The organism is Streptomyces sp. NPDC003393, assembly GCF_053589015.1.
Genome location: NZ_JBSFRB010000002.1, coordinates 254,916 through 277,073, shown reverse-complemented (window position 1 = coordinate 277,073; position 22,158 = coordinate 254,916). Strand labels below are relative to the sequence as shown.

At 70.7% G+C, this 22,158-nt stretch carries 23 protein-coding genes; 11 read left to right on the top strand and 12 right to left on the bottom strand.

Translation table 11 applies throughout. The features are described 5' to 3' along the window. The first annotated feature begins 4 nt into the window (after positions 1-4). Entirely contained in the window at positions 5-523 is a 519-nt protein-coding gene (locus tag ACWDUZ_RS03315) for a hypothetical protein (RefSeq protein ID WP_451630053.1), read from the top strand. A 97-nt stretch (positions 524-620) separates the two neighbouring features. Here the strand turns inward: ACWDUZ_RS03315 and ACWDUZ_RS03310 are convergent, their stop codons facing one another. From ACWDUZ_RS03310 to ychF, 6 genes are all read right to left on the bottom strand, one after another. Then, positions 621-842 (bottom strand): DUF7848 domain-containing protein, encoded by a 222-nt coding sequence (locus tag ACWDUZ_RS03310; protein WP_451630052.1) that lies wholly within the window; start codon positions 840-842, stop codon positions 621-623. Further along, positions 839-1,045: a hypothetical protein gene (locus ACWDUZ_RS03305; RefSeq protein ID WP_451630051.1), complete on the bottom strand. Its 207-nt coding sequence runs from the start codon at positions 1,043-1,045 to the stop codon at positions 839-841. The genes ACWDUZ_RS03310 and ACWDUZ_RS03305 overlap by 4 nt, the downstream gene beginning before the upstream one ends. A 57-nt stretch (positions 1,046-1,102) precedes the next feature. After that, complete coding sequence (locus ACWDUZ_RS03300; RefSeq protein WP_451630180.1) at positions 1,103-1,909, bottom strand: helix-turn-helix domain-containing protein; 807 nt, start codon at positions 1,907-1,909, stop codon at positions 1,103-1,105. 23 nt (positions 1,910-1,932) lie between these two features. Beyond that, positions 1,933-2,442 (bottom strand): DUF6879 family protein, encoded by a 510-nt coding sequence (locus tag ACWDUZ_RS03295; protein WP_451630050.1) that lies wholly within the window; start codon positions 2,440-2,442, stop codon positions 1,933-1,935. Then, the gene (locus ACWDUZ_RS03290) at positions 2,429-2,644 is read right to left on the bottom strand and encodes a hypothetical protein (RefSeq protein WP_199838666.1); all 216 of its coding nucleotides are present in this window, start codon (positions 2,642-2,644) and stop codon (positions 2,429-2,431) included. The genes ACWDUZ_RS03295 and ACWDUZ_RS03290 overlap by 14 nt, the downstream gene beginning before the upstream one ends. 376 nt (positions 2,645-3,020) lie before the next feature. Continuing rightward, on the bottom strand, positions 3,021-4,109 hold the full coding sequence (gene ychF / locus ACWDUZ_RS03285; protein ID WP_451630049.1) for a redox-regulated ATPase YchF: 1,089 nt from the start codon (positions 4,107-4,109) through the stop codon (positions 3,021-3,023). Positions 4,110-4,481: 372 nt separating this feature from the next. Here ychF and ACWDUZ_RS03280 point away from each other — a divergent pair, with 372 nt between their 5' ends. Beyond that, positions 4,482-4,880: a DUF6542 domain-containing protein gene (locus ACWDUZ_RS03280; RefSeq protein WP_451630048.1), complete on the top strand. Its 399-nt coding sequence runs from the start codon at positions 4,482-4,484 to the stop codon at positions 4,878-4,880. 124 nt (positions 4,881-5,004) lie between these two features. Here the strand turns inward: ACWDUZ_RS03280 and ppgK are convergent, their stop codons facing one another. Beyond that, positions 5,005-5,751, bottom strand: coding sequence for a polyphosphate--glucose phosphotransferase (gene ppgK, locus ACWDUZ_RS03275; protein ID WP_451630047.1), 747 nt, complete (start codon positions 5,749-5,751; stop codon positions 5,005-5,007). Positions 5,752-5,798: 47 nt separating this feature from the next. Then, a complete protein-coding gene (locus tag ACWDUZ_RS03270) occupies positions 5,799-6,815 on the bottom strand; it encodes a 4-hydroxy-3-methylbut-2-enyl diphosphate reductase (RefSeq protein WP_451630179.1) in 1,017 nt (338 codons plus the stop codon). A gap of 136 nt (positions 6,816-6,951) precedes the next feature. Here ACWDUZ_RS03270 and xseA point away from each other — a divergent pair, with 136 nt between their 5' ends. Together xseA and ACWDUZ_RS03260 are read left to right on the top strand one after the other, a co-directional pair. Then, positions 6,952-8,160, top strand: a complete 1,209-nt coding sequence (gene xseA, locus ACWDUZ_RS03265; RefSeq protein ID WP_451630046.1) for an exodeoxyribonuclease VII large subunit — start codon at positions 6,952-6,954, stop codon at positions 8,158-8,160. Positions 8,161-8,169: 9 nt separating this feature from the next. Beyond that, positions 8,170-8,427 (top strand): exodeoxyribonuclease VII small subunit, encoded by a 258-nt coding sequence (locus ACWDUZ_RS03260; RefSeq protein ID WP_451630045.1) that lies wholly within the window; start codon positions 8,170-8,172, stop codon positions 8,425-8,427. Between the two features lie 19 nt (positions 8,428-8,446). Here the strand turns inward: ACWDUZ_RS03260 and ACWDUZ_RS03255 are convergent, their stop codons facing one another. Beyond that, positions 8,447-8,977, bottom strand: coding sequence for a DUF4245 domain-containing protein (locus tag ACWDUZ_RS03255; RefSeq protein WP_451630044.1), 531 nt, complete (start codon positions 8,975-8,977; stop codon positions 8,447-8,449). Positions 8,978-9,104: 127 nt separating this feature from the next. Between ACWDUZ_RS03255 and glpX the strand changes: the two genes are divergently transcribed. After that, a complete protein-coding gene (gene glpX, locus ACWDUZ_RS03250; protein ID WP_451630043.1) occupies positions 9,105-10,139 on the top strand; it encodes a class II fructose-bisphosphatase in 1,035 nt (344 codons plus the stop codon). A 139-nt stretch (positions 10,140-10,278) separates the two neighbouring features. Here the strand turns inward: glpX and ACWDUZ_RS03245 are convergent, their stop codons facing one another. Next, on the bottom strand, positions 10,279-10,656 hold the full coding sequence (locus ACWDUZ_RS03245) for a WhiB family transcriptional regulator (RefSeq protein WP_306189539.1): 378 nt from the start codon (positions 10,654-10,656) through the stop codon (positions 10,279-10,281). 132 nt (positions 10,657-10,788) lie between these two features. Next, positions 10,789-11,469, bottom strand: a complete 681-nt coding sequence (locus ACWDUZ_RS03240) for a DUF1707 SHOCT-like domain-containing protein (protein WP_451630042.1) — start codon at positions 11,467-11,469, stop codon at positions 10,789-10,791. Positions 11,470-11,665: 196 nt separating this feature from the next. Between ACWDUZ_RS03240 and ACWDUZ_RS03235 the strand changes: the two genes are divergently transcribed. The 4 genes from ACWDUZ_RS03235 to ACWDUZ_RS03220 all read left to right on the top strand — a co-directional run bounded on the left by ACWDUZ_RS03235 (position 11,666) and on the right by ACWDUZ_RS03220 (position 18,166). Further along, positions 11,666-13,339 (top strand): fumarate hydratase, encoded by a 1,674-nt coding sequence (locus ACWDUZ_RS03235; RefSeq protein ID WP_451630041.1) that lies wholly within the window; start codon positions 11,666-11,668, stop codon positions 13,337-13,339. Between the two features lie 104 nt (positions 13,340-13,443). After that, positions 13,444-14,829 carry a class II fumarate hydratase gene (locus tag ACWDUZ_RS03230; RefSeq protein ID WP_451630040.1) on the top strand — a complete coding sequence of 462 codons (1,386 nt, stop codon included), beginning with the start codon at positions 13,444-13,446 and terminating at the stop codon, positions 14,827-14,829. A 72-nt stretch (positions 14,830-14,901) separates the two neighbouring features. Beyond that, positions 14,902-15,594, top strand: coding sequence for a cytidylyl-2-hydroxypropylphosphonate hydrolase (gene fomD, locus ACWDUZ_RS03225; protein WP_451630039.1), 693 nt, complete (start codon positions 14,902-14,904; stop codon positions 15,592-15,594). A 352-nt stretch (positions 15,595-15,946) separates the two neighbouring features. Next, positions 15,947-18,166: an ATP-binding SpoIIE family protein phosphatase gene (locus ACWDUZ_RS03220; RefSeq protein WP_451630038.1), complete on the top strand. Its 2,220-nt coding sequence runs from the start codon at positions 15,947-15,949 to the stop codon at positions 18,164-18,166. A 65-nt stretch (positions 18,167-18,231) separates the two neighbouring features. Here ACWDUZ_RS03220 and ACWDUZ_RS03215 read toward each other — a convergent pair whose 3' ends face one another. Further along, positions 18,232-20,634 carry a transglycosylase domain-containing protein gene (locus ACWDUZ_RS03215; RefSeq protein ID WP_451630037.1) on the bottom strand — a complete coding sequence of 801 codons (2,403 nt, stop codon included), beginning with the start codon at positions 20,632-20,634 and terminating at the stop codon, positions 18,232-18,234. A 259-nt stretch (positions 20,635-20,893) separates the two neighbouring features. Here ACWDUZ_RS03215 and ACWDUZ_RS03210 point away from each other — a divergent pair, with 259 nt between their 5' ends. Both ACWDUZ_RS03210 and ACWDUZ_RS03205 read left to right on the top strand, forming a co-directional pair. After that, positions 20,894-21,844, top strand: a complete 951-nt coding sequence (locus tag ACWDUZ_RS03210) for an SPFH domain-containing protein (RefSeq protein WP_451630036.1) — start codon at positions 20,894-20,896, stop codon at positions 21,842-21,844. Continuing rightward, positions 21,841-22,101 (top strand): hypothetical protein, encoded by a 261-nt coding sequence (locus ACWDUZ_RS03205; RefSeq protein WP_451630035.1) that lies wholly within the window; start codon positions 21,841-21,843, stop codon positions 22,099-22,101. Before ACWDUZ_RS03210 ends, ACWDUZ_RS03205 begins: the two co-directional genes overlap by 4 nt. Positions 22,102-22,158 lie beyond the last annotated feature (57 nt).

Here is a 22,158-nt window from a genome sequence, read left to right as displayed (position 1 = left end):
AGGCATGTTTGATGACGCCCACCTCGCTCGACGAGCGGAAGAACTTCGGGTCACTGCCGGCGATCACTACCGGAAGGCAGCCCAGTACGACGCCCGCGGCAACGAAGCCCAGGCTGAGCAGGCGCGCGAAGCAGCGGTCCGCTCCACGCAGAGGGCCGAGATACACGAACGCCTCAAGGGACGTCCCTGGTCTGCCATGGCCATGGCCTGGCTCATCGGAGCTGACCCGGAGGAGGCACGCAAGCTCCTCGATCAGGTGGAGCAAGTTCCGGCTGAGGAGTTGCTGACCCATGGGGATCGCGACCCGCACCTGGAGTACCGCATCGCTACTCTCCAAGGCCGCGCATGCGAGTGGGCGATGGCCAACGCGATGCGTAACGGCACAGCCGACAGAGTCGTGGACGAAGTGCTGCGCATGGAAGAGCTGGGAGTCGAAGTCAACATCGCTGCCCTTGCTCGCATGACAGGCATCTCTCGGCAGACGCTTCACGCCCGCCTGCGCAAGGTGCGTGCCTTCGAGTAGTCACGCCACGGGCCCTCGCGTCATGCGTCCCAACCGCACGGTGCGGGGGCTTTCGCCTGCTGTGCCAGCACGTCGTGTCCAGATGGACGGGGCGCCGCTACTCAACCCGCACAACGAGGGCGAGAGAGGTGCAGACTCGCCGAAAGCTCTGATGCCCAGTCCTGCCGGTGTGGCGCATGCACTCCAGGTCGACGGCTGCCCCGTCCTCCGAAGGCTCGGCCTTCCAGTCGCAGCTCACGCACTCCGCTTCGAACGTCACGTCGGTTCCGGGGTGCCGTGTGATCCGGTGCTCGACGTAGCGCAGGATCGCCCTGGTCACTCCTCGCCTCCGTGCGCTTCGCCGAGGTGCGCTCGCAGGGCCACGTTCACATCCGTCGCCTTGGAGTAGTCGCCCGACGAGACGGCGTTGGTTCGCCGCACCGCGAGTTCAAGACAGTGCCGACAGCCGGAGACCGGCTCAGGCTGGGCGCTGGGCAGGGGCAGGTGCACGGGTCCCGACTGGATGCTGGCGCTTGTTCGCATGGCTCTCCCGACTCCGATCTCCTCTGATCACATCGTCGGGCCGCTCACTTGGCGGGCCTAGCCTCTTTCCTGTTGCCGCAAGAACTCGTCCCGGATGCCCTCGACGAGGCTGCGCATGTCGTCGCCGTAGAGCGCCACTGCGGCGAACCTGTCGAACGTGTCGACGTACGTCTGGACGTCCCGCGGATCCCGTGTCGTCACCTCCGAGTGGAAGGTCTCGACGATGACGAGGCTGTCGTCGTGGATGCTGAAACAGGTCATGGGGAAGTCCGGCTTCCGGCCCGCTTGAGGGACGACGCCGATGGACACGGCGGGGAGCCGTGACAGGGACGCTAGCCGGTCGAGCTGTACGGCCATGACGACCGGCTCGCAGATCAGCCACCGCAGTACGTGCTCGCAGATGACGAAGTGGAACGAGCGCCCGTCCTCGTACAACGCGGCCTGCCGCTCCAGCCGGGCCGCCACCGTCCGTGCCTTGGTCTCGTCCGGCAGAGCCGGAGGCAGTGAGAACACCGCCGTGGCGTACTCAGGAGTCTGAAGAAGGCCAGGGATGAGCTGCCCCTGAAACAGCCTGAGTGCCTTCGTGTTGGCCTCGATGCCCTTGATCGTGTTCTGATGCTTCCACGCCCCCATACGGCGCAGCAGGCGCCACGCCGTGGCTTCCGTGGCCTCGACTCGGGCCGCCGCGAGGAACTGTTCCTTGGCCTCCTCGGACACCCCGAGGGCGGACAGGACGAGGTCGACGTCCTGCACCGTGGGCATGGTCCGGCCGTTCTCGATCTTCGAGAGCTTGGCTGCGGACATGGAAGCCCTACGGGCCACTGCGCTGCCGGTCAGTCCCGATGCCTCGCGCAGTGTCCGCAGTGCTCTTCCGAGGGATTCCGTGGTCAGTGGTGCCGCTCCCAGTAGGTCGCGAACGGCACGGCCCGGGAGAGAGCCAGGTCCCGGTATCCCCGGTACTCCGAGAGGCGGTCGGCGGGCAGCAGTTCACCGCCGAGGAACCGGCCCTCGGGGGTGTAGTGCATCCGGTACACGTCGCGGTCGTCGAAGAGCCAGAAGTCGTGGTCGGGCAGACCCTCCACGTCTTGTTCGGCAAGGTCGATGATGCCGATCGACTCCCCGGCCTTGATGTTGCCGGGGTAGGCCGACAGCTCGTAGCGCAGGTAGTCGGTCAGCGGGGAGCACAGGACGTGGACGCGGGACACCTGCTTGCCCTTGTCGGTCATGGACCGCACCCATGGGTTGTCGTCCCACTCCGGCCCCATGTCCTCTCCGGCCAGGAAGCGCGCGATCTCCTCGCGCTCCTCCTCCACGTCGTACTCGGCCAGCGTCTCCAGCCGGAACGCGGTCCGCTCGAACGTTTCGAAGAGGCGCCCGAAATCCTCACCGGTGAGCACGGAAGTACTCCTCCAGCACGGCCGCGGGGACCATGACCGCCGTCTCACCCTCGGGCAGGTCGAGCTGCGCCAGCCGCTCAGGGTCGTTGATCACGTAACCCTGTACGACGTAGTCCTTGCCGTCGGCCGTGCCCCACAGGGTAGGGCAAGTGCCGTTCTTGCAGTCCGGGTCTCCCGAGAGCTTCCGCAGCGGTGCGCCCACGGCTTTCCCCCTCCTGTCGACAGGCTTGGTCAAGGCGATGCTCCCGACCTGCCAACTTCCGGGTCAAGCTCCCCGGCTTTCCAGAACAGGAAACCCGGCAGGCACCCGGTCGTCAGAGATCCGGCACCTGGGAGCATCCGGGAGCAGCCCCGACCGAAGACGTTCGCAGGTCTCTGCCCTGCTCTCATAACCCGGCTGTAGCCCCAGGTCAGGACCGGTATGAACACCGTCAGCGGGTCAGCACCAAGTCAGCACGCTCCCCGGAAAAGCCCGGAATCGGCCTGAGAAAACAAGAAGGGGCCAGACCTTGCGATCTGGCCCCTGACCTGGGGTTTCATGCTCTGACCAGCGGTTCAGCCGATCAAGGAATCAGGCGTCACACGTTGAAGCGGAACTCCACCACGTCCCCGTCCTGCATCACATAGTCCTTGCCCTCCATGCGGGCCTTGCCCTTGGCACGGGCCTCGGCGACGGAGCCGGCCTCGAGGAGGTCCTCGAAGGAGATGACCTCGGCCTTGATGAAGCCCTTCTGGAAGTCGGTGTGGATCACGCCGGCGGCCTCGGGAGCGGTGGCGCCCTTCTTGATGGTCCAGGCGCGGGACTCCTTGGGGCCAGCCGTCAGGTAGGTCTGCAGGCCGAGCGTGTTGAAGCCGACGCGGGCGAGGGTGGCCAGGCCCGGCTCGTGCTGGCCGACGGACTCCAGGAGTTCCAGGGCCTCCTCCTCGTCCAGCTCGGCGAGGTCGGCCTCCAGCTTGGCGTTGAGGAAGATCGCCTCGGCGGGGGCGACCAGGGCGCGCTGCTCGTTCTTGAAGTCCTCGTCGATCAGTTCGTCCTCGTCGACGTTGAAGACGTAGAGGAAGGGCTTCGTCGTGAGCAGGTGCAGGTCGTGGAGGAGTTCCGCGCGCTCGCTGCCCTGGACGATGCCGTGCGCGAAGAGCGTGTCGCCCTTCTCCAGGATCTCCTTGGCCTCCTCGACCGCCTTGACCTTGGGGGCGATGTCCTTCTTGATGCGCGACTCCTTCTGGAGGCGCGGGAGGACCTTCTCGATGGTCTGGAGGTCGGCGAGGATCAGCTCGGTGTTGATCGTCTCGATGTCGTCCTTCGGCGAGACCTTGCCGTCGACATGGACCACGTTCTCGTCCTTGAAGGCGCGGATGACCTGGCAGATCGCGTCCGACTCGCGGATGTTGGCGAGGAACTTGTTGCCCAGGCCCTCACCCTCGCTGGCGCCGCGCACGATGCCGGCGATGTCGACGAAGTCGACGGTGGCCGGCAGGATCCGCTCCGACTTGAAGATCGAGGCGAGCTGGGCGAGACGACCGTCCGGGACGCCGACCACACCGACGTTCGGCTCGATCGTGGCGAACGGGTAGTTGGCCGCGAGCACGTCGTTCTTGGTCAGGGCGTTGAACAGGGTCGACTTGCCGACGTTCGGCAGACCGACGATTCCGATCGTGAGCGACACGTTGCGACTTCCCGTACGTGAGGAGACTGGGGGCCAGGCGGCCGATCCACCAGTCTACGGCGTGTCGCGGCCCGGCCCCTTCGACGGTTCGAACACGTGGCCAGGCCGCGCCGCGCGGCGTGTCAAACGGCCTATTCAGCACATAAGCAGACCTAGGTTGGTCCAGTGGAGCAACCCAGGACGCGATCTCAGCAGCACGGACCGCGACGCGGCGGACACCCGATGCCGCCGCAGGCGGCGCGGCAGGACGCGCCCGGGCACCGGCCCGCCGCACGGCATCCCCCCGGGGCGCGGCGTCCGCCCGGCGGGCGGCGGCCGTCCGCCGCGGCGCCCGTCTCCGCGCCCGCCGCCGCCATACGACGGTTACGGCGGTTGCCCAATCCGCGGTTCACCGGCCTGGGAGCCGGACTGTTCTGCGGGGCGCTGATGTTCCTGCTGGGCTGCCTCGACCAGCTGCTGCTGGGCGGGTCCCCGACCGGGTACGGCGTGCTGTTCCTGCCGGTGTGCGCGCTGACCGCCGTCTGGGTGCGCCGCGCCGACCTGCTGACCTCGCCGGTCGTGGTGCCCATCGGGTTCGCCGTGGGTCTGCTGCCCCTGGCCGAGGGCGACGGCTTCCCGGGCAAGCTGATGGGCCTGGTCACCGCGCTCGCCACGCAGGCACTGTGGCTGTACGGGGGGACGCTGGTCGCGGGGGTCACGGCTCTGCTCCGGCGCGCCCTGGCCGTACCCCAGCGGGCCCGGGAGCGGGCCGGGAGCCGCCCGCCGCGGTGAGGCCCCGGAGCCCTGCGCGATCCCTCCGCGGCCCCGGCCGGCCCACCGCACGGCCACGCGCCTTCCGCCGCGCGGCCGTACGCCTCACGCCTTCCGCCACCCGGCCGTCCGCCTCCCCGGCCGGCTACGCGCCCTCCGCCGCCCGCATCGCCGCCCCCACGATGCCCGCGTTGTTCTGGAGCTGGGCGGGGACGACCGGAGCTCCGACACCCTCCATGAAGGACAGGAACTTGTGGGCCTTGCGGCTGACGCCGCCACCGAGGATGAACAGCTCGGGAGAGAAGAGCATCTCCAGGTGCGCGAGGTACTTCTCGACGCGGCGGCCCCACTGCTCCCAGGACAGGTCGTGGTCGTCCTTGGCCTTGCTGGAGGCCCGCTTCTCCGCCTCGTGTCCGTCCAGCTCGAGATGGCCCAGCTCCGTGTTGGCGACGAGGGTGCCGTCGACGAAGAGTGCGCTGCCGATGCCGGTGCCGAAGGTCAGCAGGATCACGGTGCCGCGGCGCCCCTGGCCGGCGCCGAAGTGCATCTCGGCGACCCCGGCCGCGTCCGCGTCGTTGACCACGGTCACCGGCAGGCCGCCGAGCCGCTCGCCGAACAGGGCGCGCGCGTCGGTGTCGATCCAGCTCTTGTCGACGTTCGCCGCCGTGCGCACCGTGGCGCCGCCGGTGACCACGCCCGGGAACGTCAGCCCGACGGGTCCGGTCCACCCGAAGTGGTCGACGACCTGCTTGACGCCGTCGGCCACCCCGTCGGGCGTCGCCGGATGCGGGGTCAGCACCTTGAAGCGCTCCTGGGCGAGGTCGCCCTTGTCCAGGTCCACCGGGGCGCCCTTGATCCCTGACCCGCCGATGTCCACACCGAAGATCTGCATGGCTCCACGTTACGACGTGCGACCGACCGTCACGCCGTCATCAGTGGTCACGCCTGCGGCGCACCCGATCCGCCACGCTCGGCGACCAGGGCGGCGGCCTCCTCGCGCAGGTCCCGGCGGAGCTCCTTGGGCAGGGAGAAGGTGATGGACTCCTCCGCCGCCTTGACGATCTCCACATCCTCGAAGCCGCGCCGGGCCAGCCACTCCAGCACCTGCTCGACCAGGACCTCGGGCACCGACGCGCCCGACGTCACGCCGACCGTCGTCACGCCCTCCAGCCAGGCCTCGTCGATCTCGTCGGCGAAGTCGACGAGGTAGGCCTGGGCCGCGCCCGCGAGCTTGGCGACCTCCACCAGACGCTTGGAGTTGGAGGAGTTGCGGGAGCCGACCACGATGACGAGATCCGCCTCGGCGCCCATCTGCTTGACGGCGAGCTGGCGGTTCTGCGTGGCGTAGCAGATGTCGTCGCTCGGCGGGGAGACCAGCTGGGGGAACTTCTCCTTGAGGGCGTCGACCGTCTCCATGGTCTCGTCCACCGACAGCGTGGTCTGGGAGAGCCAGACGACCTTCGAAGGGTCGCGCACCTCGACCTCGGCGACGTCCTCGGGGCCGTCGACGAGCTGGATGTGGTCGGGGGCCTCGCCGGAGGTGCCGATGACCTCCTCGTGGCCCTCGTGCCCGATCAGGAGGATGTCGTAGTCGTCCTTGGCGAAGCGGACGGCTTCCTTGTGGACCTTGGTGACCAGCGGGCAGGTGGCGTCGATGGTGGCCAGACGGCCGCGCTCGGCCTCCTCGTGGACGACGGGCGCCACGCCGTGCGCGGAGAACATCACGATGTTGCCCGGCGGCACCTCCTCGGTCCGCTCGACGAAGACGGCGCCCTTCTTCTCCAGGGTCTGCACGACGTACTTGTTGTGGACGATCTCGTGCCGGACGTACACCGGAGCCCCGTACTGCTCCAGGGCCTTCTCGACGGCGATCACGGCGCGGTCCACACCCGCGCAGTAGCCCCGGGGGGCGGCGAGCAGGACACGGCGGCCAGACGTAGCAGTCATGGCACCCATCGTAAGGCCGCGCCCGGCGGCCGGAAGATCGCCGGGGGTGGCGCCGGGGGCACCGGCCCGGCGCCCCGGCGCGAGCGGCTCCCCCGCGGTGGCGCCACCACCCGCGCTGTCGGTGGCGGCGGCTACGCTCGCGGACATGGCTGTCACCACGTCCCCCGAATCCCCGCTGCCGGTCGGGGAGGTCTCGCGGCTCATCGGCGGCTGGATCGACCGGCTCGGCGCGGTGTGGGTCGAGGGCCAGATCACCCAGCTGTCGCGGCGGCCGGGGGCGGGCGTGGTGTTCCTGACGCTGCGCGACCCGTCGTACAACATCTCGGTCGGCGTGACCTGCTACCGCGAGGTGTTCGACGCGGTCGCCGACGTCGTCGGCGAGGGCGCCCGGGTCGTGGTGCACGCCAAGCCGGAGTGGTACGCCCCGCGCGGGCAGCTGTCCCTGCGGGCCGCCGAGATACGGCCGGTGGGCGTCGGAGAACTGCTGGCCCGCCTGGAGCAGCTGAAGAAGTCCCTGGCCGCCGAGGGTCTGTTCGCGCCCGAGCGCAAGAAGGCGCTGCCCTTCCTGCCGCAGCTGATCGGCCTGGTCTGCGGACGGGCCTCGGCCGCCGAGCGGGACGTGCTGGAGAACGCCCGGCACCGCTGGCCGGCCGTCCGGTTCGAGGTACGCAACGTCGCGGTCCAGGGCGTGCACGCCGTCCCGCAGGTCGTCCAGGCCGTCAAGGAGCTCGACGCGTTCGACGAGGTGGACGTGATCATCGTCGCTCGTGGCGGCGGCAGCGTGGAGGACCTGCTGCCGTTCTCCGACGAGCAGCTGGTCCGCGCGGTGGCGTCCTGCCGTACGCCGGTCGTCTCCGCGATCGGGCACGAACCGGACACCCCGTTGCTGGACTACGTCGCCGACCTGCGCGCCTCGACGCCCACCGACGCCGCCAAGAAGGTCGTGCCGGACGTCGGCGAGGAGCTCGAGCGGGTGCGGCAGCTGCGCGACCGCGCCCGGCGGTGCGTGAGCGCGGTGGTCGAGCGGGAGGAACGGGGCCTGGCCCACGCGCTGGCGCGGCCCTGCATGGAGGATCCGCACCGCATGGTCGACGAGCGGGCGGACCATGTCGCCTCGCTGCTGGACCGGAGCCGGCGCACGCTGCGGCACCTGCTGGACCGCGCCGACTCGGAGCTGACGCACACGCACGCGCGCGTGGTGGCCCTCTCCCCCGCCGCGACGCTGCGACGCGGTTACGCCGTGCTCCAGAAGGCCGACGGGCATGCGGTGCGCGACCCGGCCGAGGTGGCGGCGGACGAGCCGCTGCGGGCGCGGGTCGCCGAGGGTGAGTTCACGGTTCGGGTCGACACATAGGGTGGTCGGATGACAAGCAACACCGCGGCAGGCGGCACCGCAGCGGCGGACGGGACGCTCGGCTACGAGCAGGCACGGGACGAGCTGATCGAGGTCGTCCGGCGCCTGGAGGCGGGCGGTACGAGCCTGGAGGAGTCCCTCGCCCTGTGGGAGCGGGGCGAGGAGCTGGCCAAGGTCTGCCGGCGCTGGCTGGAGGGCGCCCGGGCGCGCCTGGACGCGGCGCTGGCCGAGGAGGCGGCCGAGGACGGGGCGGAATCCTCCGGGTGAGGTCCTCGGGGGCGGCGGGTCAGGACTTCTTCAGTTCCAGCGCCTGCGCCATCGTCGTCAGCCGGCCGAAGGAGGCCGTGCCCGCGACCACCGTCGTGGAGCCCTGGGCGTCCTCCAGCACGAGGGCGTCGTAGCGGCCGCCGGTGTACCGGGTCCAGGTGCGGCCGTCGATCTCCTGGGTGACCTTGGTGGCGTGCCCGCCCTGGCTGGCGTCGGCGATGAAGTCCTTGCGCTTCTGAGTGGACTGCTCGATCGCCACGTATTGGCCTTCTGGATCCTGGAAACCCAGGTGCCAGCGGTTGTCCTGGTCGGCCCGGTAGCGGACGGAGGTGGGTTTCCAGGTCTCGGGCAGGCCCTCGGGCGCGGCCACCGGGTACGGGGCGGCGCGGCGCGCGGTGAGCAGTTCGACGCGGTAGTCGACCCGCTTGATGTCGGGAGTGTGATCGTCGTGCGGGATGAAGAGATAGATGCTCGCGGCCGCGAGCACGATCACCCCCAGGGAGAGGATCATGCTCCGGACCGACTTCTGCTTGCCGTTCGAACCTGCCACGCCCTCTATCGTCGCAGGTGCCCGGACCGCTCATCCGTAGGGTCCCCTGCTCATTCTGTCGACTCGGCGATAGAGTCGGGGCCAACACCCTCATCCGGCCGTCGTCGTATCAGAAAGGTGCGCTCCGATGACCGAGCATCATCACTTGCCGTCCGAGCTGGAAGTTCCCGAAGAGGCTCCCGACCGCAACATCGCGCTGGAACTGGTCCGGGTCACCGAGGCCGCGGCGATGGCCGCGGGCCGCTGGGTCGGGCGCGGTGACAAGAACGGCGCCGACGGCGCTGCGGTCCGCGCCATGCGGACCCTCGTCTCCACCGTCTCGATGAACGGCGTCGTCGTCATCGGCGAGGGCGAGAAGGACGAGGCCCCGATGCTCTTCAACGGGGAGCACGTGGGCGACGGGACCGGCCCGGAGGTCGACATCGCGGTCGACCCGATCGACGGCACCACGCTGACCGCCAAGGGCATGCCGAACGCGATCGCGGTGCTGGCCGCGGCCGAACGCGGCGCGATGTTCGACCCGTCCGCCGTGTTCTACATGGACAAGCTGGTGACCGGCCCGGACGCGGCCGACTTCGTGGACATCGACGCGCCGGTGTCGGTGAACATCAAGCGCGTGGCCAAGGCCAAGCGGGGCACACCCGAGGACGTCACCGTGGTCATCCTGGACCGGCCGCGGCACCAGGGCCTCATCCAGGAGGTCCGGGATGCGGGCGCGCGCATCAAGCTGATTTCCGACGGCGACGTGGCCGGTTCGATCTACGCGCTGCGCGAGGGCGCCGGCGTCGACCTGCTGCTCGGCATCGGCGGCACGCCCGAGGGCATCATCTCCGCCTGCGCCGTGAAGTGCCTGGGCGGCACGATCCAGGGCAAGCTGTGGCCGAAGGACGACGAGGAGCGGCAGCGGGCGATCGACGCCGGGCACGACCTCGACCGCGTGCTGACCACGGACGACCTGGTCTCGGGCGAGAACGTCTTCTTCGTCGCCACCGGCATCACCGACGGCGAACTGCTGCGGGGGGTGCGCTACCGCTCGGAGACGGCGACGACGGACTCGCTCGTCATGCGGTCCAAGTCCGGCACGGTGCGGCGGATCGAGTCCGAGCACCGGCTGAGCAAGCTGCGGGCGTACAGCGCGATCGACTTCGATCGCGCGCGGTAGCGGGCGGCCGGCGTCCGGTCCGAGGGCCCGGCACAGCGGTACGGGGCGCTCCCTGTGCGGAGGGAGCGCCCCGTACGTGTTCCGAGGGACGTGTGCCGAGGAATGTGCCGCGTGCGGGAGAGCCCTGCCGGGGACCCGGCTAGCCGGCCGCCGCTATGCGGCCCGTCGCGCGGGCCGCCTTCTTCAGCTCCAGTTCGCGCCGGCGGCGCCGGGCGAGGACGACCCTGCGCTCGGCGGCGGTCAGGCCGCCCCACACGCCGTACGGCTCCGGTTGCAGCAGCGCGTGCTCGCGGCACTCGACCATCACCGGGCAGCGCGCGCAGACCCGCTTGGCCGCCTCCTCGCGCGACAGCCGCGCGGCGGTGGGCTCCTTCGAGGGTGCGAAGAACAGGCCGGCCTCGTCGCGACGGCACACCGCCTCGGTGTGCCAGGGGGCGTCTTGGTCCCTGTCCCGCACCGGCACCCGCGGGGCCGGAACGGCAGCTACCTGCAGGGACGAATGCGGCGGTTGCAGCACGGTCTTCTCCTGACGACGGCTTCGCGAGCGAGAGACGATGCGTCAAGGCCTACCCGCTGTACGCGCGCCTATGCACTCGGTTCCCGACCGTGCGGTTGGTCGAAGGTGCCCCGCGGCTGGTTCCCGACCGTCTCACAGATGCTTGCGCACGCTCCTGTCGACCTTGCGCTGCACGCGGTCGAGGATGTCGGCGACGAGCTTGCCCCGCTTGGGCCGCGCCTCGACATTGCCGAGGACGGCCCAGCCGTCGACGTAGACGACGGGTGCCTCGGACTCGGCCGAGTCCAGCGGCGCCACCTCGAAGTTGCCGAGGACGCCGCCGCCGGTGCCCCGCAGCGACACGTTCTCCGGCACGCGGATCTGGACGTCGCCGAAGACGGAGACCGCCTTGATCACGACCTGCTGGTACTCGAAGATCGCCTCGCTGAGGTCGATCTCGACGCTGCCGAAGACCGCGTACGCGTGCAGCCGCCGCCCGGCGCGCCAGCGGCCCTTGCGCATGGCCGAGCTGAACACCGCCACCACGTTCTCGTCGGCCTCGGGGGGGATCGCACCGGCGGCCGGACGATGGGGCGCGGAGGCGTACGCCGGTGCCGTACGGCCCTGGTGGGCGGCGGGCAGATCCTGGATGAAGACCTCCAGCTCGCCGACCGTCTTGGCGTTCAGCACCCCCTCGACGCGCTCGGCGTGCTCGTCGGCGCTCAGACGGCCCTCGGCGAGGGCGTCGCGCAGGATGTCGGCGATGCGGTCACGGTCGGCGTCCGAGGCGCGCAGCTCCGTGGCGGGGGCGGCGGTCTGCTTCTGAAGGTCCACGGCAGCAGCGTACCCAAACACGATAGATCGCGACACCTCCGCGCAGGAGAAGCCGCCGGGGACTCGGCCGGGCCGCCAGGGGCGGACGGTGCACTGAGCCGGACCTCACAGCCTCGCCGTCAGTGGCAGGTTCTACGCTGTTCGGTGCCCGCCGGTGTCGGCGGGCAGCCGTCTGCCGAGTGAGGAATGGGCTGCGATGCCTGAGTTCGCGTACACCGATCTGCTCCCCCAGGGTGCGGACACCACCCCGTACCGGCTGGTGACGTCCGAGGGCGTCTCCACCGTCGAGGGACCCGACGGGCGTACGTTCCTCAAGGTCGAGCCGGAGGCGCTGCGCAAGCTGGCCGAGGAGGCCATCCGCGACATCCAGCACTACCTGCGCCCGGCCCACCTCGCCCAGCTGCGCCGCATCATCGACGACCCGGAGGCCAGCGCGAACGACAAGTTCGTCGCCCTGGACCTGCTGAAGAACGCCAACATCGCCGCCGCCGGCGTGCTGCCGATGTGCCAGGACACCGGCACGGCCATCGTCATGGGCAAGCGCGGCCAGAACGTCCTCACCGAGGGCGAGGACGAGAAGGCCCTCTCCCGCGGCATCTACGACGCCTACACCAAGCTGAACCTGCGCTACTCGCAGATGGCCCCGCTGACCATGTGGGAGGAGAAGAACACCGGCTCCAACCTCCCCGCCCAGATCGAGCTGTACGCCACCGACGGCGGCGCCTACAAGTTCCTGTTCATGGCCAAGGGCGGCGGCAGCGCCAACAAGTCCTTCCTCTACCAGGAGACGAAGGCCGTCCTGAACGAGGCCTCCATGATGAGGTTCCTGGAGGAGAAGATCCGTTCGCTCGGCACGGCCGCCTGCCCGCCGTACCACCTGGCGATCGTCGTCGGCGGCACCTCGGCCGAGTACGCGCTGAAGACGGCGAAGTACGCCTCCGCGCACTACCTGGACGAGATCCCCGCGGAGGGCTCGGAGCTCGGGCACGGCTTCCGCGACAAGGACCTCGAGCAGAAGGTCTTCGAGCTGACCCAGAAGATCGGCATCGGCGCGCAGTTCGGCGGCAAGTACTTCTGCCACGACGTGCGGGTGGTCCGCCTGCCCCGGCACGGCGCGTCCTGCCCGGTCGCGATCGCGGTGTCCTGCTCCGCGGACCGCCAGGCCGTCGCCAAGATCACCGCCGAGGGCGTGTTCCTGGAGCAGCTGGAGACGGACCCGGCGCGGTTCCTCCCGGACACGACGGACGAGCAGCTGGAGTCCGAGGGCGACGTCGTCAAGATCGACCTCAACCAGCCGATGGACGCCATCCTCGCCGAGCTGACCAAGTACCCGGTCAAGACCCGCCTGTCCCTGACCGGCCCGCTGGTCGTGGCCCGCGACATCGCGCACGCCAAGATCAAGGAGCGGCTGGACGCGGGCGAGGAGATGCCGCAGTACCTGAAGGACCACCCGGTGTACTACGCGGGCCCGGCGAAGACCCCCGAGGGCTACGCGTCCGGCTCCTTCGGCCCGACCACGGCCGGCCGCATGGACTCCTACGTCGCGCAGTTCCAGGGGGCGGGCGGTTCCAAGGTGATGCTGGCCAAGGGCAACCGCAGCAAGCAGGTCACCGACGCGTGCGGCGCGCACGGCGGCTTCTACCTCGGCTCCATCGGCGGCCCCGCCGCCCGCCTCGCCCAGGACTGCATCAAGAAGGTCGAGGTCCTGGAGTACGAGGAGCTCGGCATGGAGGCCGTCTGGAAGATCGAGGTCGAGGACTTCCCGGCGTTCATCGTCGTCGACGACAAGGGCAACGACTTCTTCACTTCGCGGGAACCCGAGCAGCCGACGTTCACCACGATTCCGGTGCGGGGGCCGGGGCCGGCCTGAGGGCTGAGCACCGGCCGGGCCGAGGCCGCGCCGCGGCGTTCGAGACGCGGATGTTCCGGGAGCACGCCCGGAACATCCGCGCCGCCCCCCACGCTGTACCCGGTATGACCGAATACCGCACCGAGCACGACTCCATGGGCGAGGTCCAGGTTCCCGCCCACGCCAAGTGGCGCGCCCAGACGCAGCGTGCCGTGGAGAACTTCCCCGTCTCAGGGCAGCGCCTCGAGCGCGCGCACATCGAGGCGCTCGCCCGCATCAAGGGCGCCGCCGCCAAGGTCAACGCGGAGCTCGGCGTGCTCGACAAGGACGTCGCCCGGGCGATCCAGGAGGCGGCGGAGGAGGTCGCCGAGGGCCGGTGGGACGAGCACTTCCCGGTCGACGTGTTCCAGACGGGCTCCGGCACCTCGTCGAACATGAACACCAACGAGGTCCTGGCCACCCTCGCCTCCGAGCGTCTCGGGCGGGACGTGCACCCCAACGACCACGTCAACGCCTCCCAGTCCTCCAACGACGTCTTCCCCTCCTCCATCCACATCGCGGCCACCGCCGCCGTCACCCGGGACCTGATCCCGGCCCTGGAGCACCTGGCCGCCGCCCTCGCCCGCAAGGCCGAGGAGTTCGCGGACGTGGTGAAGTCGGGGCGCACCCATCTGATGGACGCCACGCCCGTCACCCTGGGCCAGGAGTTCGGCGGGTACGCGGCCCAGATCCGGCACGGCGTCGAGCGGCTGAAGGCCTCGCTGCCGAGGCTCGCCGAGCTGCCGCTGGGCGGCACCGCCGTGGGCACCGGCATCAACACCCCGCCGGGTTTCTCCGCCGCCGTCATCGAGGAGGTGGCCCGCGTCACCGGGCTGCCGCTCACCGAGGCCCGCGACCACTTCGAGGCGCAGGGCGCCCGGGACGGGATCGTGGAGACCAGCGGTCAGCTGCGGACCGTCGCGGTGAGCCTGACGAAGATCGCCAACGATCTGCGCTGGATGTCCTCCGGGCCGCGGACCGGTTTGGCCGAGATCAGCCTGCCGGACCTCCAGCCGGGCTCCTCGATCATGCCGGGCAAGGTGAACCCCGTCGTGCCCGAGGCGGTGCTCATGGTCTGCGCCCAGGTGATCGGCAACGACGCCACCGTCGCCACCGCCGGCGCCGCCGGCAACTTCGAGCTCAATGTCATGCTGCCGGTCATCGCCAAGAACGTCCTGGAGTCGGTCCGGCTGCTCGCGAACGTCTCACGGCTGCTGGCCGACCGGACCGTGGACGGGATCGTGGCCCACCGGGAGCGGGCGCGCGAGTACGCCGAGTCCTCGCCGTCCGTCGTCACCCCGCTGAACAGGTACATCGGGTACGAGGAGGCGGCGAAGGTGGCCAAGAGGGCGCTCGCGGAACAGAAGACGATCCGTCAGGCCGTGCTGGAGGGCGGCTACGTCGAGCGTGGCGACCTGACGGAGGAGCAGCTGGACGAGGCGCTGGACGTGCTGCGGATGACGCGCCCGTGAGCGGTCCGCGCGCGGGCGTGAACCGTGACGCTCACCGCGGCGTCGTATGCCCGTGACACCTAATATCTGCGCATGACGGACGACGGAGCGATGGAACGCGTGAAGAGCGGCGGTGCGAGGGCCCGCTGGGCGCCCGGGAGCCAGATCCTGTGGCGGTACCGGGCGAACGGCGGCACGGACTTCCACATCGCGCGTCCCGTCACCGTCGTCCACGACGACGCCGAGCTGCTGGCGGTGTGGATGGCGCCGGGCACCGAGTGCGTCAAGCCCGTGCTCGCCGACGGCACACCCGTGCATCTGGAACCGCTCGCGTCCCGCTACACCAAGCCGCGGACCGTGCAGCGCGACCGCTGGTTCGGCACGGGCGTGCTGAAGCTGGCCCGGCCCGGTGAGCCGTGGTCGGTGTGGCTGTTCTGGGAGCCGGGCTGGCAGTTCAAGAACTGGTACGTCAACCTGGAGGAACCCCTGACCCGGTGGGAGGGCGGGGTGGACTCCGAGGACCACTTTCTGGACATCTCCGTGCACCTGGACCGCAGTTGGCACTGGCGGGACGAGGACGAGTTCGCGCAGGCCCAGCGGGACGGGCTGGTCGACGCCCGGCTGGCCGAGCGGGTGCGGGCGGCCGGCCGGTCGGCGGTGGAGGTGATCCGCGCCTGGGGGCCGCCGTTCTCGGAGAACTGGCAGCACTGGCGCCCGGACCCGTCCTGGGCGGTACCGTCACTGCCGGAGGACTGGGACCGTACGCCCGCGCACGTGTCCTCATGAGACCCTTGATGCGCCCCGGGGCAGGAAACGTAGGATCGTCCTCCGCAAGGGCGCGGGGAGGCACGGAACAAGGCAACTCCCGGAGCGGGCGCCGAGTCTGACTCAATGTCACCGAGGGGCGGCAGGACGTGAGCGAGGGGTACGAGCGCACCAGGGACCGCCGGACAGGCCCTCGGGCCCGTTCGGGGGGACACGCCGCCGACGCGGGCCCTGCCCGTGCGGACCGCACGCGGTCCGCCGGTGGCACAGGAACAGCCTCTGACCACGCCGGAAATCCGTTCCTGGGGCACGTGTTCCGGGTATCGGGTCTTCGGCGGGACGAACTGCGCGCCCGGCGCGCAGCCCCGGACGGATGGATTCGACACGCGTGACGGAGCAGCCGACCTCCTTCGAACGCCCCCAGCCGGGCAGCGACCCCGCGGACGCCCGCGGGGCACTCCTGCGTACCCCCGAGCCGTCTCCGGCCTTACCGCCACAGCCGCGCCCCGCCGGCGCACCGCCCTGCCCGGCCGCGGCGCAGGGCACGCAGGGCGAGCCACCGCGCGGGACCGGGACGAACACACCGCGCGGCACCGAGGCGGCCCCGGCGGGGTACGAGCACGCGCAGCCCGTGTCCGCCGAACCCGACGTCCCCCGGCCGCGCCCCCGGCCGGAGGGCATCCCGGCGCAGCCGGACGGCGCGGGCAGCAGGAACACCGGGACCGCCGGGAGTGCGGGCGCCAACGGGACCTCCGGCACCACGGCGGCCCCCGGCGCCGACGTGCCCGCGACGCCGGGCGCCTCCGACCGGCGGGAGCGGCGCGGTCCCGGTGGGCGGGAGCGCCGCACCGGACAGGGCCTGCCGCCCGGCCGTCCGCTGCCGATGCGGCGGGACGGGGACCGGCTGCGGTTCGTGGGCGCGGCCACCCGCAGGATCGCCCGCGGCATGGACCTGGACGAGATCGTCATGGGCCTGTGCCGGGCGACGGTGCCGACGTTCTCCGACGCCATCCTCGTCTATCTGCGCGAGCCGCTGCCGGTGGGCGACGAACGGCCGGTGGGCCCGCTCGTGCTGCGGCTGCGCCGCACCGACCGGATACCGGCCGAGCGCGACCCGGAGGTCGGGTTCCCGACCGCGCCGGCGCCCGAGCAGCCGGCCGAGCTGTCCGTGGTCACCAACGAGCTGTGCGAGGTACGGCCCGGCAGCGCGCTCGGCGAGGTGCTGCGCGGCGTACGGCCGGTGTTCACGGACGCGGACCCGGCGGGCGCCGCGCTGGACGAACTCCTCGGCGAGGGCTCGGAACTGGCGGTGCCCGGCGGGCACCGCACGATCCTGGCCCCGCTGCGCGGGCGGCGCCGCGTGATCGGAGCCGCGCTGTTCCTGCGCCGCCCGGACCGCCCGGCCTTCGAACCCGACGACCTGCTGGTCGCCGCCCAGCTCGCCACGCACAGCGCGCTCGGCATCGACAAGGCCGTGCTGTACGGCCGTGAGGCCTACATCGCGGACGAGCTGCAGCGCACCATGCTGCCCGAGACGCTGCCCCGCCCGACGGGGGTGCGGCTGGCCTCACGCTATCTGCCCGCCGCCGAGACCGCGCGGGTGGGCGGCGACTGGTACGACGCGATCCCGCTGCCCGGCAGCCGGGTCGCCCTCGTCGTCGGCGACGTGATGGGCCACTCCATGACCTCGGCGGCGATCATGGGTCAGCTGCGCACCACCGCGCAGACCCTCGCGGGCCTGGACCTGCCGCCGCAGGAGGTGCTGCACCACCTGGACGAGCAGGCGCAGCGCCTGGGCACCGACCGCATGGCGACCTGTCTGTACGCCGTCTACGACCCCGTCTCGCACCGCATCACCATCGCCAACGCCGGACACCCGCCGCCCGTGCTGCTGCACCTGGGCGGCCGGGCCGAGGTGCTGCGGGTGCCGCCGGGCGCCCCGATCGGCGTCGGCGGTGTCGACTTCGAGGCGGTGGAGCTGGACGCGCCGGCCGGCGGCACGCTGCTGTTCTACACCGACGGACTGGTGGAGTCGCGGCTGCGGGACGTGTGGACCGGCATAGAGCAGCTGCGCGAGAAGCTCCAGGCGACCGCGGAGCTCACCGGCCCGGACCACCCGCCGCCCCTGGAAGCCCTGTGCGACGAGGTGCTGGACATGCTCGGCCCGGGCGACCGGGACGACGACATCGCGCTGCTCGCGGCCCGCTTCGACGGGATCGCGCCGAGCGACGTGGCGTACTGGTTCCTGGAGCCGGAGGACTCCGCCCCCGGCCGGGCCCGTCGGCTGGCCCGCGAGGCCCTGGACCGCTGGGGCCTGCAGGAGCTCACCGACTCGGTGGAGCTGCTGGTCAGCGAGGTCGTCACCAATGCCGTGCGGTACGCCTCGCGGCCGGTGACGCTGCGTCTGCTGCGCACGGACGTGCTGCGCTGCGAGGTCGGCGACGACGTCCCGCAGCTGCCCCGGCTGCGCCAGGCCCGCGCCACCGACGAGGGCGGCCGGGGCCTGTACCTGGTGAACAGGCTGGCCCGCCGCTGGGGCGCGACCCGGCTGAGCGCCGGGAAGGTGGTCTGGTTCGAGCTGAACCGGACCTGAGGGGCCGGCACAGATGCTGAGACGGTGAAGGGCGCCCGGGGGAACCGGGCGCCCTTCACCGTGTCCTACTGGGCCGGGTGTCTGCCGCTCGACTGCTGCTGGTCGTTCGGGTCGAGCGGGTTGTCGATGCCGCCGGACGGCGACTGCGACGGGGACTGGCTCGGCGACTGGCTGGGCGACTGCGACGGCGACTGCGAGGCCGGCGGCGACTGGCTCGGCGTCTTGCTGGGCGACTGGGACGGCGACTGCGAGGCCGGCGGCGAGCTGGACGCCGACTGCGAAGGCGACTGGCTCGGCGACTGGCTCTGCGAGGGCGACTTCGACGGCTTCACGGCCGCGCCCTGGGTGGTGTCCAGGTCGAACTTGCTGACGGAGTCCATCACTCCGAAGGTGTACGCGGCCCAGATCTGTGCCGGGTAGCCACCGCCGTTGATGCGGCCGCTGCCGGGGATCAGTCCCGTGGCGCCCTTGAGCGACACATGGTTGTGGGTCTTGTCGTCCTCGCCGAACAGACCGACCGAGGTGACGAGGTCGGGCGTGTATCCGGTGAACCAGGCCGACTTGTTCTCGTCGGAGGTACCGGTCTTGCCCGCGACCTGCTGGCCGTCGCGCTGCGGATTGTTGCGCACCGACACCCGCGCCGTACCGTCGTCGACCACGCCGGTGAGCACCGAGGTGACGGTGTCGGCGGCCTCGCGGCTGATCACCTGGTCGCCGATCGGGTCGTCGATCTTCACCGTGCGGGTCTTGTTCTCGGCCTGCGCGACGATGGTCGGGGTGACCTCCTTGCCGTGGTTGTCCAAGGTGGCGTAGATGCCGGCCATCTCCAGCGGGCTGGCGCCCATGGAGCCGAGCGTCTGCGCGGGCACCGCCTGCATGCCCTTGGTGTCCATGCCGAGCCGGCCGGCGACCTCCATCACCTTCTCCATGCCGACGTCCACACCCATCTGCGCGAAGACGGAGTTGACGGACTTGTTCATCGCCGTCTGAACGGTGATGTCTCCGTAGTCGACGTCGTCCTCGTTCGGCGGGTGGAAGCCGACCTTTGTGCCGTGGTCCACGGCGTCACGGCCGCTGGTGCCGTCGTAGACGGTGTTGGCGTCGATCGGCAGGCCGTCCTGCGTCTTGGCGCCCTCGTCCAGGGCGGCGGCCAGGATCACCGGCTTGAAGGTGGAGGCGGGCTGGTAGTCCTTGCGGGTGGCGTTGCTGTAGAAGTGCTTGAAGTAGTCCTGGCCGCCGTAGAGGGCGAGGATCTTGCCCGTCCTGGGGTCGACGGAGACCGCACCGGCCTGGACGTCGGCGTCGACCTTGCGCTTCTTCGGGTCCAGCTTGCCGGTCAGCTGTTCCTTGACCGTGCCCTCCAGGGCGGCCTGCTTCTTCTTGTCGATGTTCAGCGTGATGGTCCAGCCCCGGTCCACGACCTCGGCCTCCGCCTGGGACTGGGAGATGCCCTCGTCCTTCATCAGCTGCTTCTCCAGCTGCTTGTCGGCGAGGTCGATGAGGTAGCCCTTCTGGCCCTCCAGGCCGGGGGCGCCCTTGGGGTCCTTGGGGTAGGGGAACTTCATGGCCCGGCGCTTGCCGGCGTCGAGCCAGTGCTGCTCGACCATGTTGTCCAGCACGTAGTTCCAGCGCTGCTGCACCAGCTTCTTGCCGGTGGGGCTCGCCACCGCCCAGTCGTACTGGCTCGGCGCCTGGAGCAGGGCGGCCAGGTACGCGCCCTGCTCGACGGTGAGCTTGGAGGCGTCGACACGGTAGTAGGCCTGCGCGGCGGCCTGGATGCCGTAGGCGCCGCGGCCGTAGTAACTGGTGTTGATGTAGCCGGCCAGGATGTCGTCCTTGGACAGCTTCTGGTCCACCTTCAGCGAGATGACCAGTTCCTTCAGCTTGCGCGTGACGGTCTGGTCCTGGGTGAGGTAGTAGTTCTTGACGTACTGCTGGGTGATGGTCGAACCGCCCTGGGCGCCCTTGCCGGAGAGGGTGTTGAGCAGACCGCGCGCGGTGCCTCTCAGGTCGACGCCGGAGTCGTGGTAGAAGGTCTTGTTCTCCGCGGCGACGAAGCAGTGCTGGACTTCTTTGGGCACCCGGTCCAGGGACACGCTCTCGCGGTTGACCGTGCCCTTGCGCGCCAGGACCGAGCCGTCGCTGTACTTGTAGACGTTGCTCTCCTGCTGCGCGACGGCGTTGCCCTTGGGTATGTCCACCATCATGTAGAGCACGATGAAGGTGCCGATGCCGAGCAGGCAGAGCCCGAACAGGGTGCCGAGGATCTTCTTCCAGGTGAACAGCCGGCGTATGCCGCTCTTGCGGGCCTTGACCGGCCGGGCCGCCCGCCGGGCCGCGGCGCGGCCACCGTGGGCCGGGCCCGTCGCGCCGCCCCCGGCACCGACCGCCGGTGTCGCGGACGAGCGCCGGGGCGCCGCGCGGCGGCCACCGCGCTGGCGCGCTCGTCTGTCTTCCGCTCGTCCCATGCGTCCGTCTGCTCCGCTTCCGTCTCGGCTGTCACTCACGTACGTGGCCCAAGGTCAGCTCAGAAAGCTAACACCGCCCTCTGTGACAAAGGGCCCGCGATCCCGGCTTTTACGGACGTGACAATCAGCACCCGTTCCAACGGAACCGACGTCCGAGGAGGGTTCAGGGTTGCCAGGACGGGGAAAAGTGATATCACTTAGTTAGTCCATTGCTATGGATCACGACGGACGACGCCGTACGAGAACGGGGGAACCCACCATGTCCAGCTCCACCCGCGACACTTCACCCGCCACCGCCGTGCCCGACGCACCCGAGATGCCGGCACCGCAGGTCAGGGAGTTCCCGGCGCGCAGCATCCCGGGCGGTCTGGCCCTGCTGCTCGGCCTGCTCGGGCTGCTGGTCGCCGTGGCACTGGTCGCGTCCGGCGCGACCGTCGCGAACACGGGCGGCAAGGCCGCCCTGATAGTCGTCGGCATCCTCATCGGCATCGCCGCCCTGCTCGCCATGAGCGGGCTGAACATGGTCGCGCCCGGCGAGGCGCGGGTCGTCCAGCTCTTCGGGCGCTACCGGGGCACCATCCGCGAGGACGGTCTGCGCTGGGTGAACCCGTTCACCTCCCGGGAGAAGATCTCCACCCGGGTCCGCAACCACGAGACCGCCGTGCTGAAGGTCAACGACGCCTACGGCAACCCCATCGAGCTGGCCGCGGTCGTGGTGTGGAAGGTGCAGGACACCGCTCAGGCCTCCTTCGAGGTGGACAACTACCTGGAGTTCGTCTCCACCCAGACCGAGGCGGCCGTGCGGCACATCGCCATCGAGTACCCCTACGACGCCCACGACGAGAACGGCCTGTCGCTGCGCGGCAACGCCGAGGAGATCACCGAGAAGCTCGCCGTCGAGCTGCACGCCCGCGTGGCGGCGGCCGGGGTGCGGATCATCGAGTCCCGCTTCACCCACCTGGCGTACGCTCCCGAGATCGCCTCCGCGATGCTCCAGCGCCAGCAGGCGGGCGCGGTCGTCGCCGCCCGGCGGCAGATCGTGGACGGAGCGGTCGGCATGGTCGAGGCGGCGCTGAACCGGATCGCCGAACAGGGCATCGTGGAGCTCGACGAGGAACGGAAGGCGGCGATGGTGTCCAACCTGATGGTGGTGCTGTGCGGGGACCGCGCCCCGCAGCCCGTCCTCAACACGGGGACGCTCTACCAGTGACGGCACAGGAGACGGATCCGCCCGAGGGAGCGACTCCCCGGCGTCGGCCGCGGCAGCGCAAGCAGGTGCTGCTGCGGCTGGACCCGTCGGTGTACGACGCGCTCGCGCGGTGGGCGTCGGACGACCTGCGTTCGGCCAACGCCCAGATCGAGTTCCTGCTGCGCCGGGCACTGGCGGAGGCGGGCCGGCTCCCGGGTGGGGCCGGCCCGCTGCCCCGGCGGGGCCGCCCGCCGCGCGACCCCTCCGAAGCGCCGTAGCGAAACCGTGACGATCGCCTCCCACCTGCGGTCGAACAGCCCGCCTCCACGCTCCGG

What these genes read in the sequence shown, in the direction of transcription:
- ACWDUZ_RS03215 (WP_451630037.1), bottom strand. Translation starts at nt 20,634, where the DNA reads ATGGGACGAGCGGAAGACAGACGAGCGCGCCAGCGCGGTGGCCGCCGC.
- fomD (WP_451630039.1), top strand. Translation starts at nt 14,902, where the DNA reads ATGACGGACGACGGAGCGATGGAACGCGTGAAGAGCGGCGGTGCGAGG.
- ACWDUZ_RS03260 (WP_451630045.1), top strand. Translation starts at nt 8,170, where the DNA reads ATGACAAGCAACACCGCGGCAGGCGGCACCGCAGCGGCGGACGGGACG.
- ACWDUZ_RS03220 (WP_451630038.1), top strand. Translation starts at nt 15,947, where the DNA reads ATGGATTCGACACGCGTGACGGAGCAGCCGACCTCCTTCGAACGCCCC.
- ACWDUZ_RS03210 (WP_451630036.1), top strand. Translation starts at nt 20,894, where the DNA reads ATGTCCAGCTCCACCCGCGACACTTCACCCGCCACCGCCGTGCCCGAC.
- ACWDUZ_RS03230 (WP_451630040.1), top strand. Translation starts at nt 13,444, where the DNA reads ATGACCGAATACCGCACCGAGCACGACTCCATGGGCGAGGTCCAGGTT.
- glpX (WP_451630043.1), top strand. Translation starts at nt 9,105, where the DNA reads ATGACCGAGCATCATCACTTGCCGTCCGAGCTGGAAGTTCCCGAAGAG.
- xseA (WP_451630046.1), top strand. Translation starts at nt 6,952, where the DNA reads ATGGCTGTCACCACGTCCCCCGAATCCCCGCTGCCGGTCGGGGAGGTC.
- ACWDUZ_RS03305 (WP_451630051.1), bottom strand. Translation starts at nt 1,045, where the DNA reads ATGCGAACAAGCGCCAGCATCCAGTCGGGACCCGTGCACCTGCCCCTG.
- ACWDUZ_RS03235 (WP_451630041.1), top strand. Translation starts at nt 11,666, where the DNA reads ATGCCTGAGTTCGCGTACACCGATCTGCTCCCCCAGGGTGCGGACACC.
- ppgK (WP_451630047.1), bottom strand. Translation starts at nt 5,751, where the DNA reads ATGCAGATCTTCGGTGTGGACATCGGCGGGTCAGGGATCAAGGGCGCC.
- ACWDUZ_RS03315 (WP_451630053.1), top strand. Translation starts at nt 5, where the DNA reads ATGTTTGATGACGCCCACCTCGCTCGACGAGCGGAAGAACTTCGGGTC.
- ACWDUZ_RS03270 (WP_451630179.1), bottom strand. Translation starts at nt 6,815, where the DNA reads ATGGGTGCCATGACTGCTACGTCTGGCCGCCGTGTCCTGCTCGCCGCC.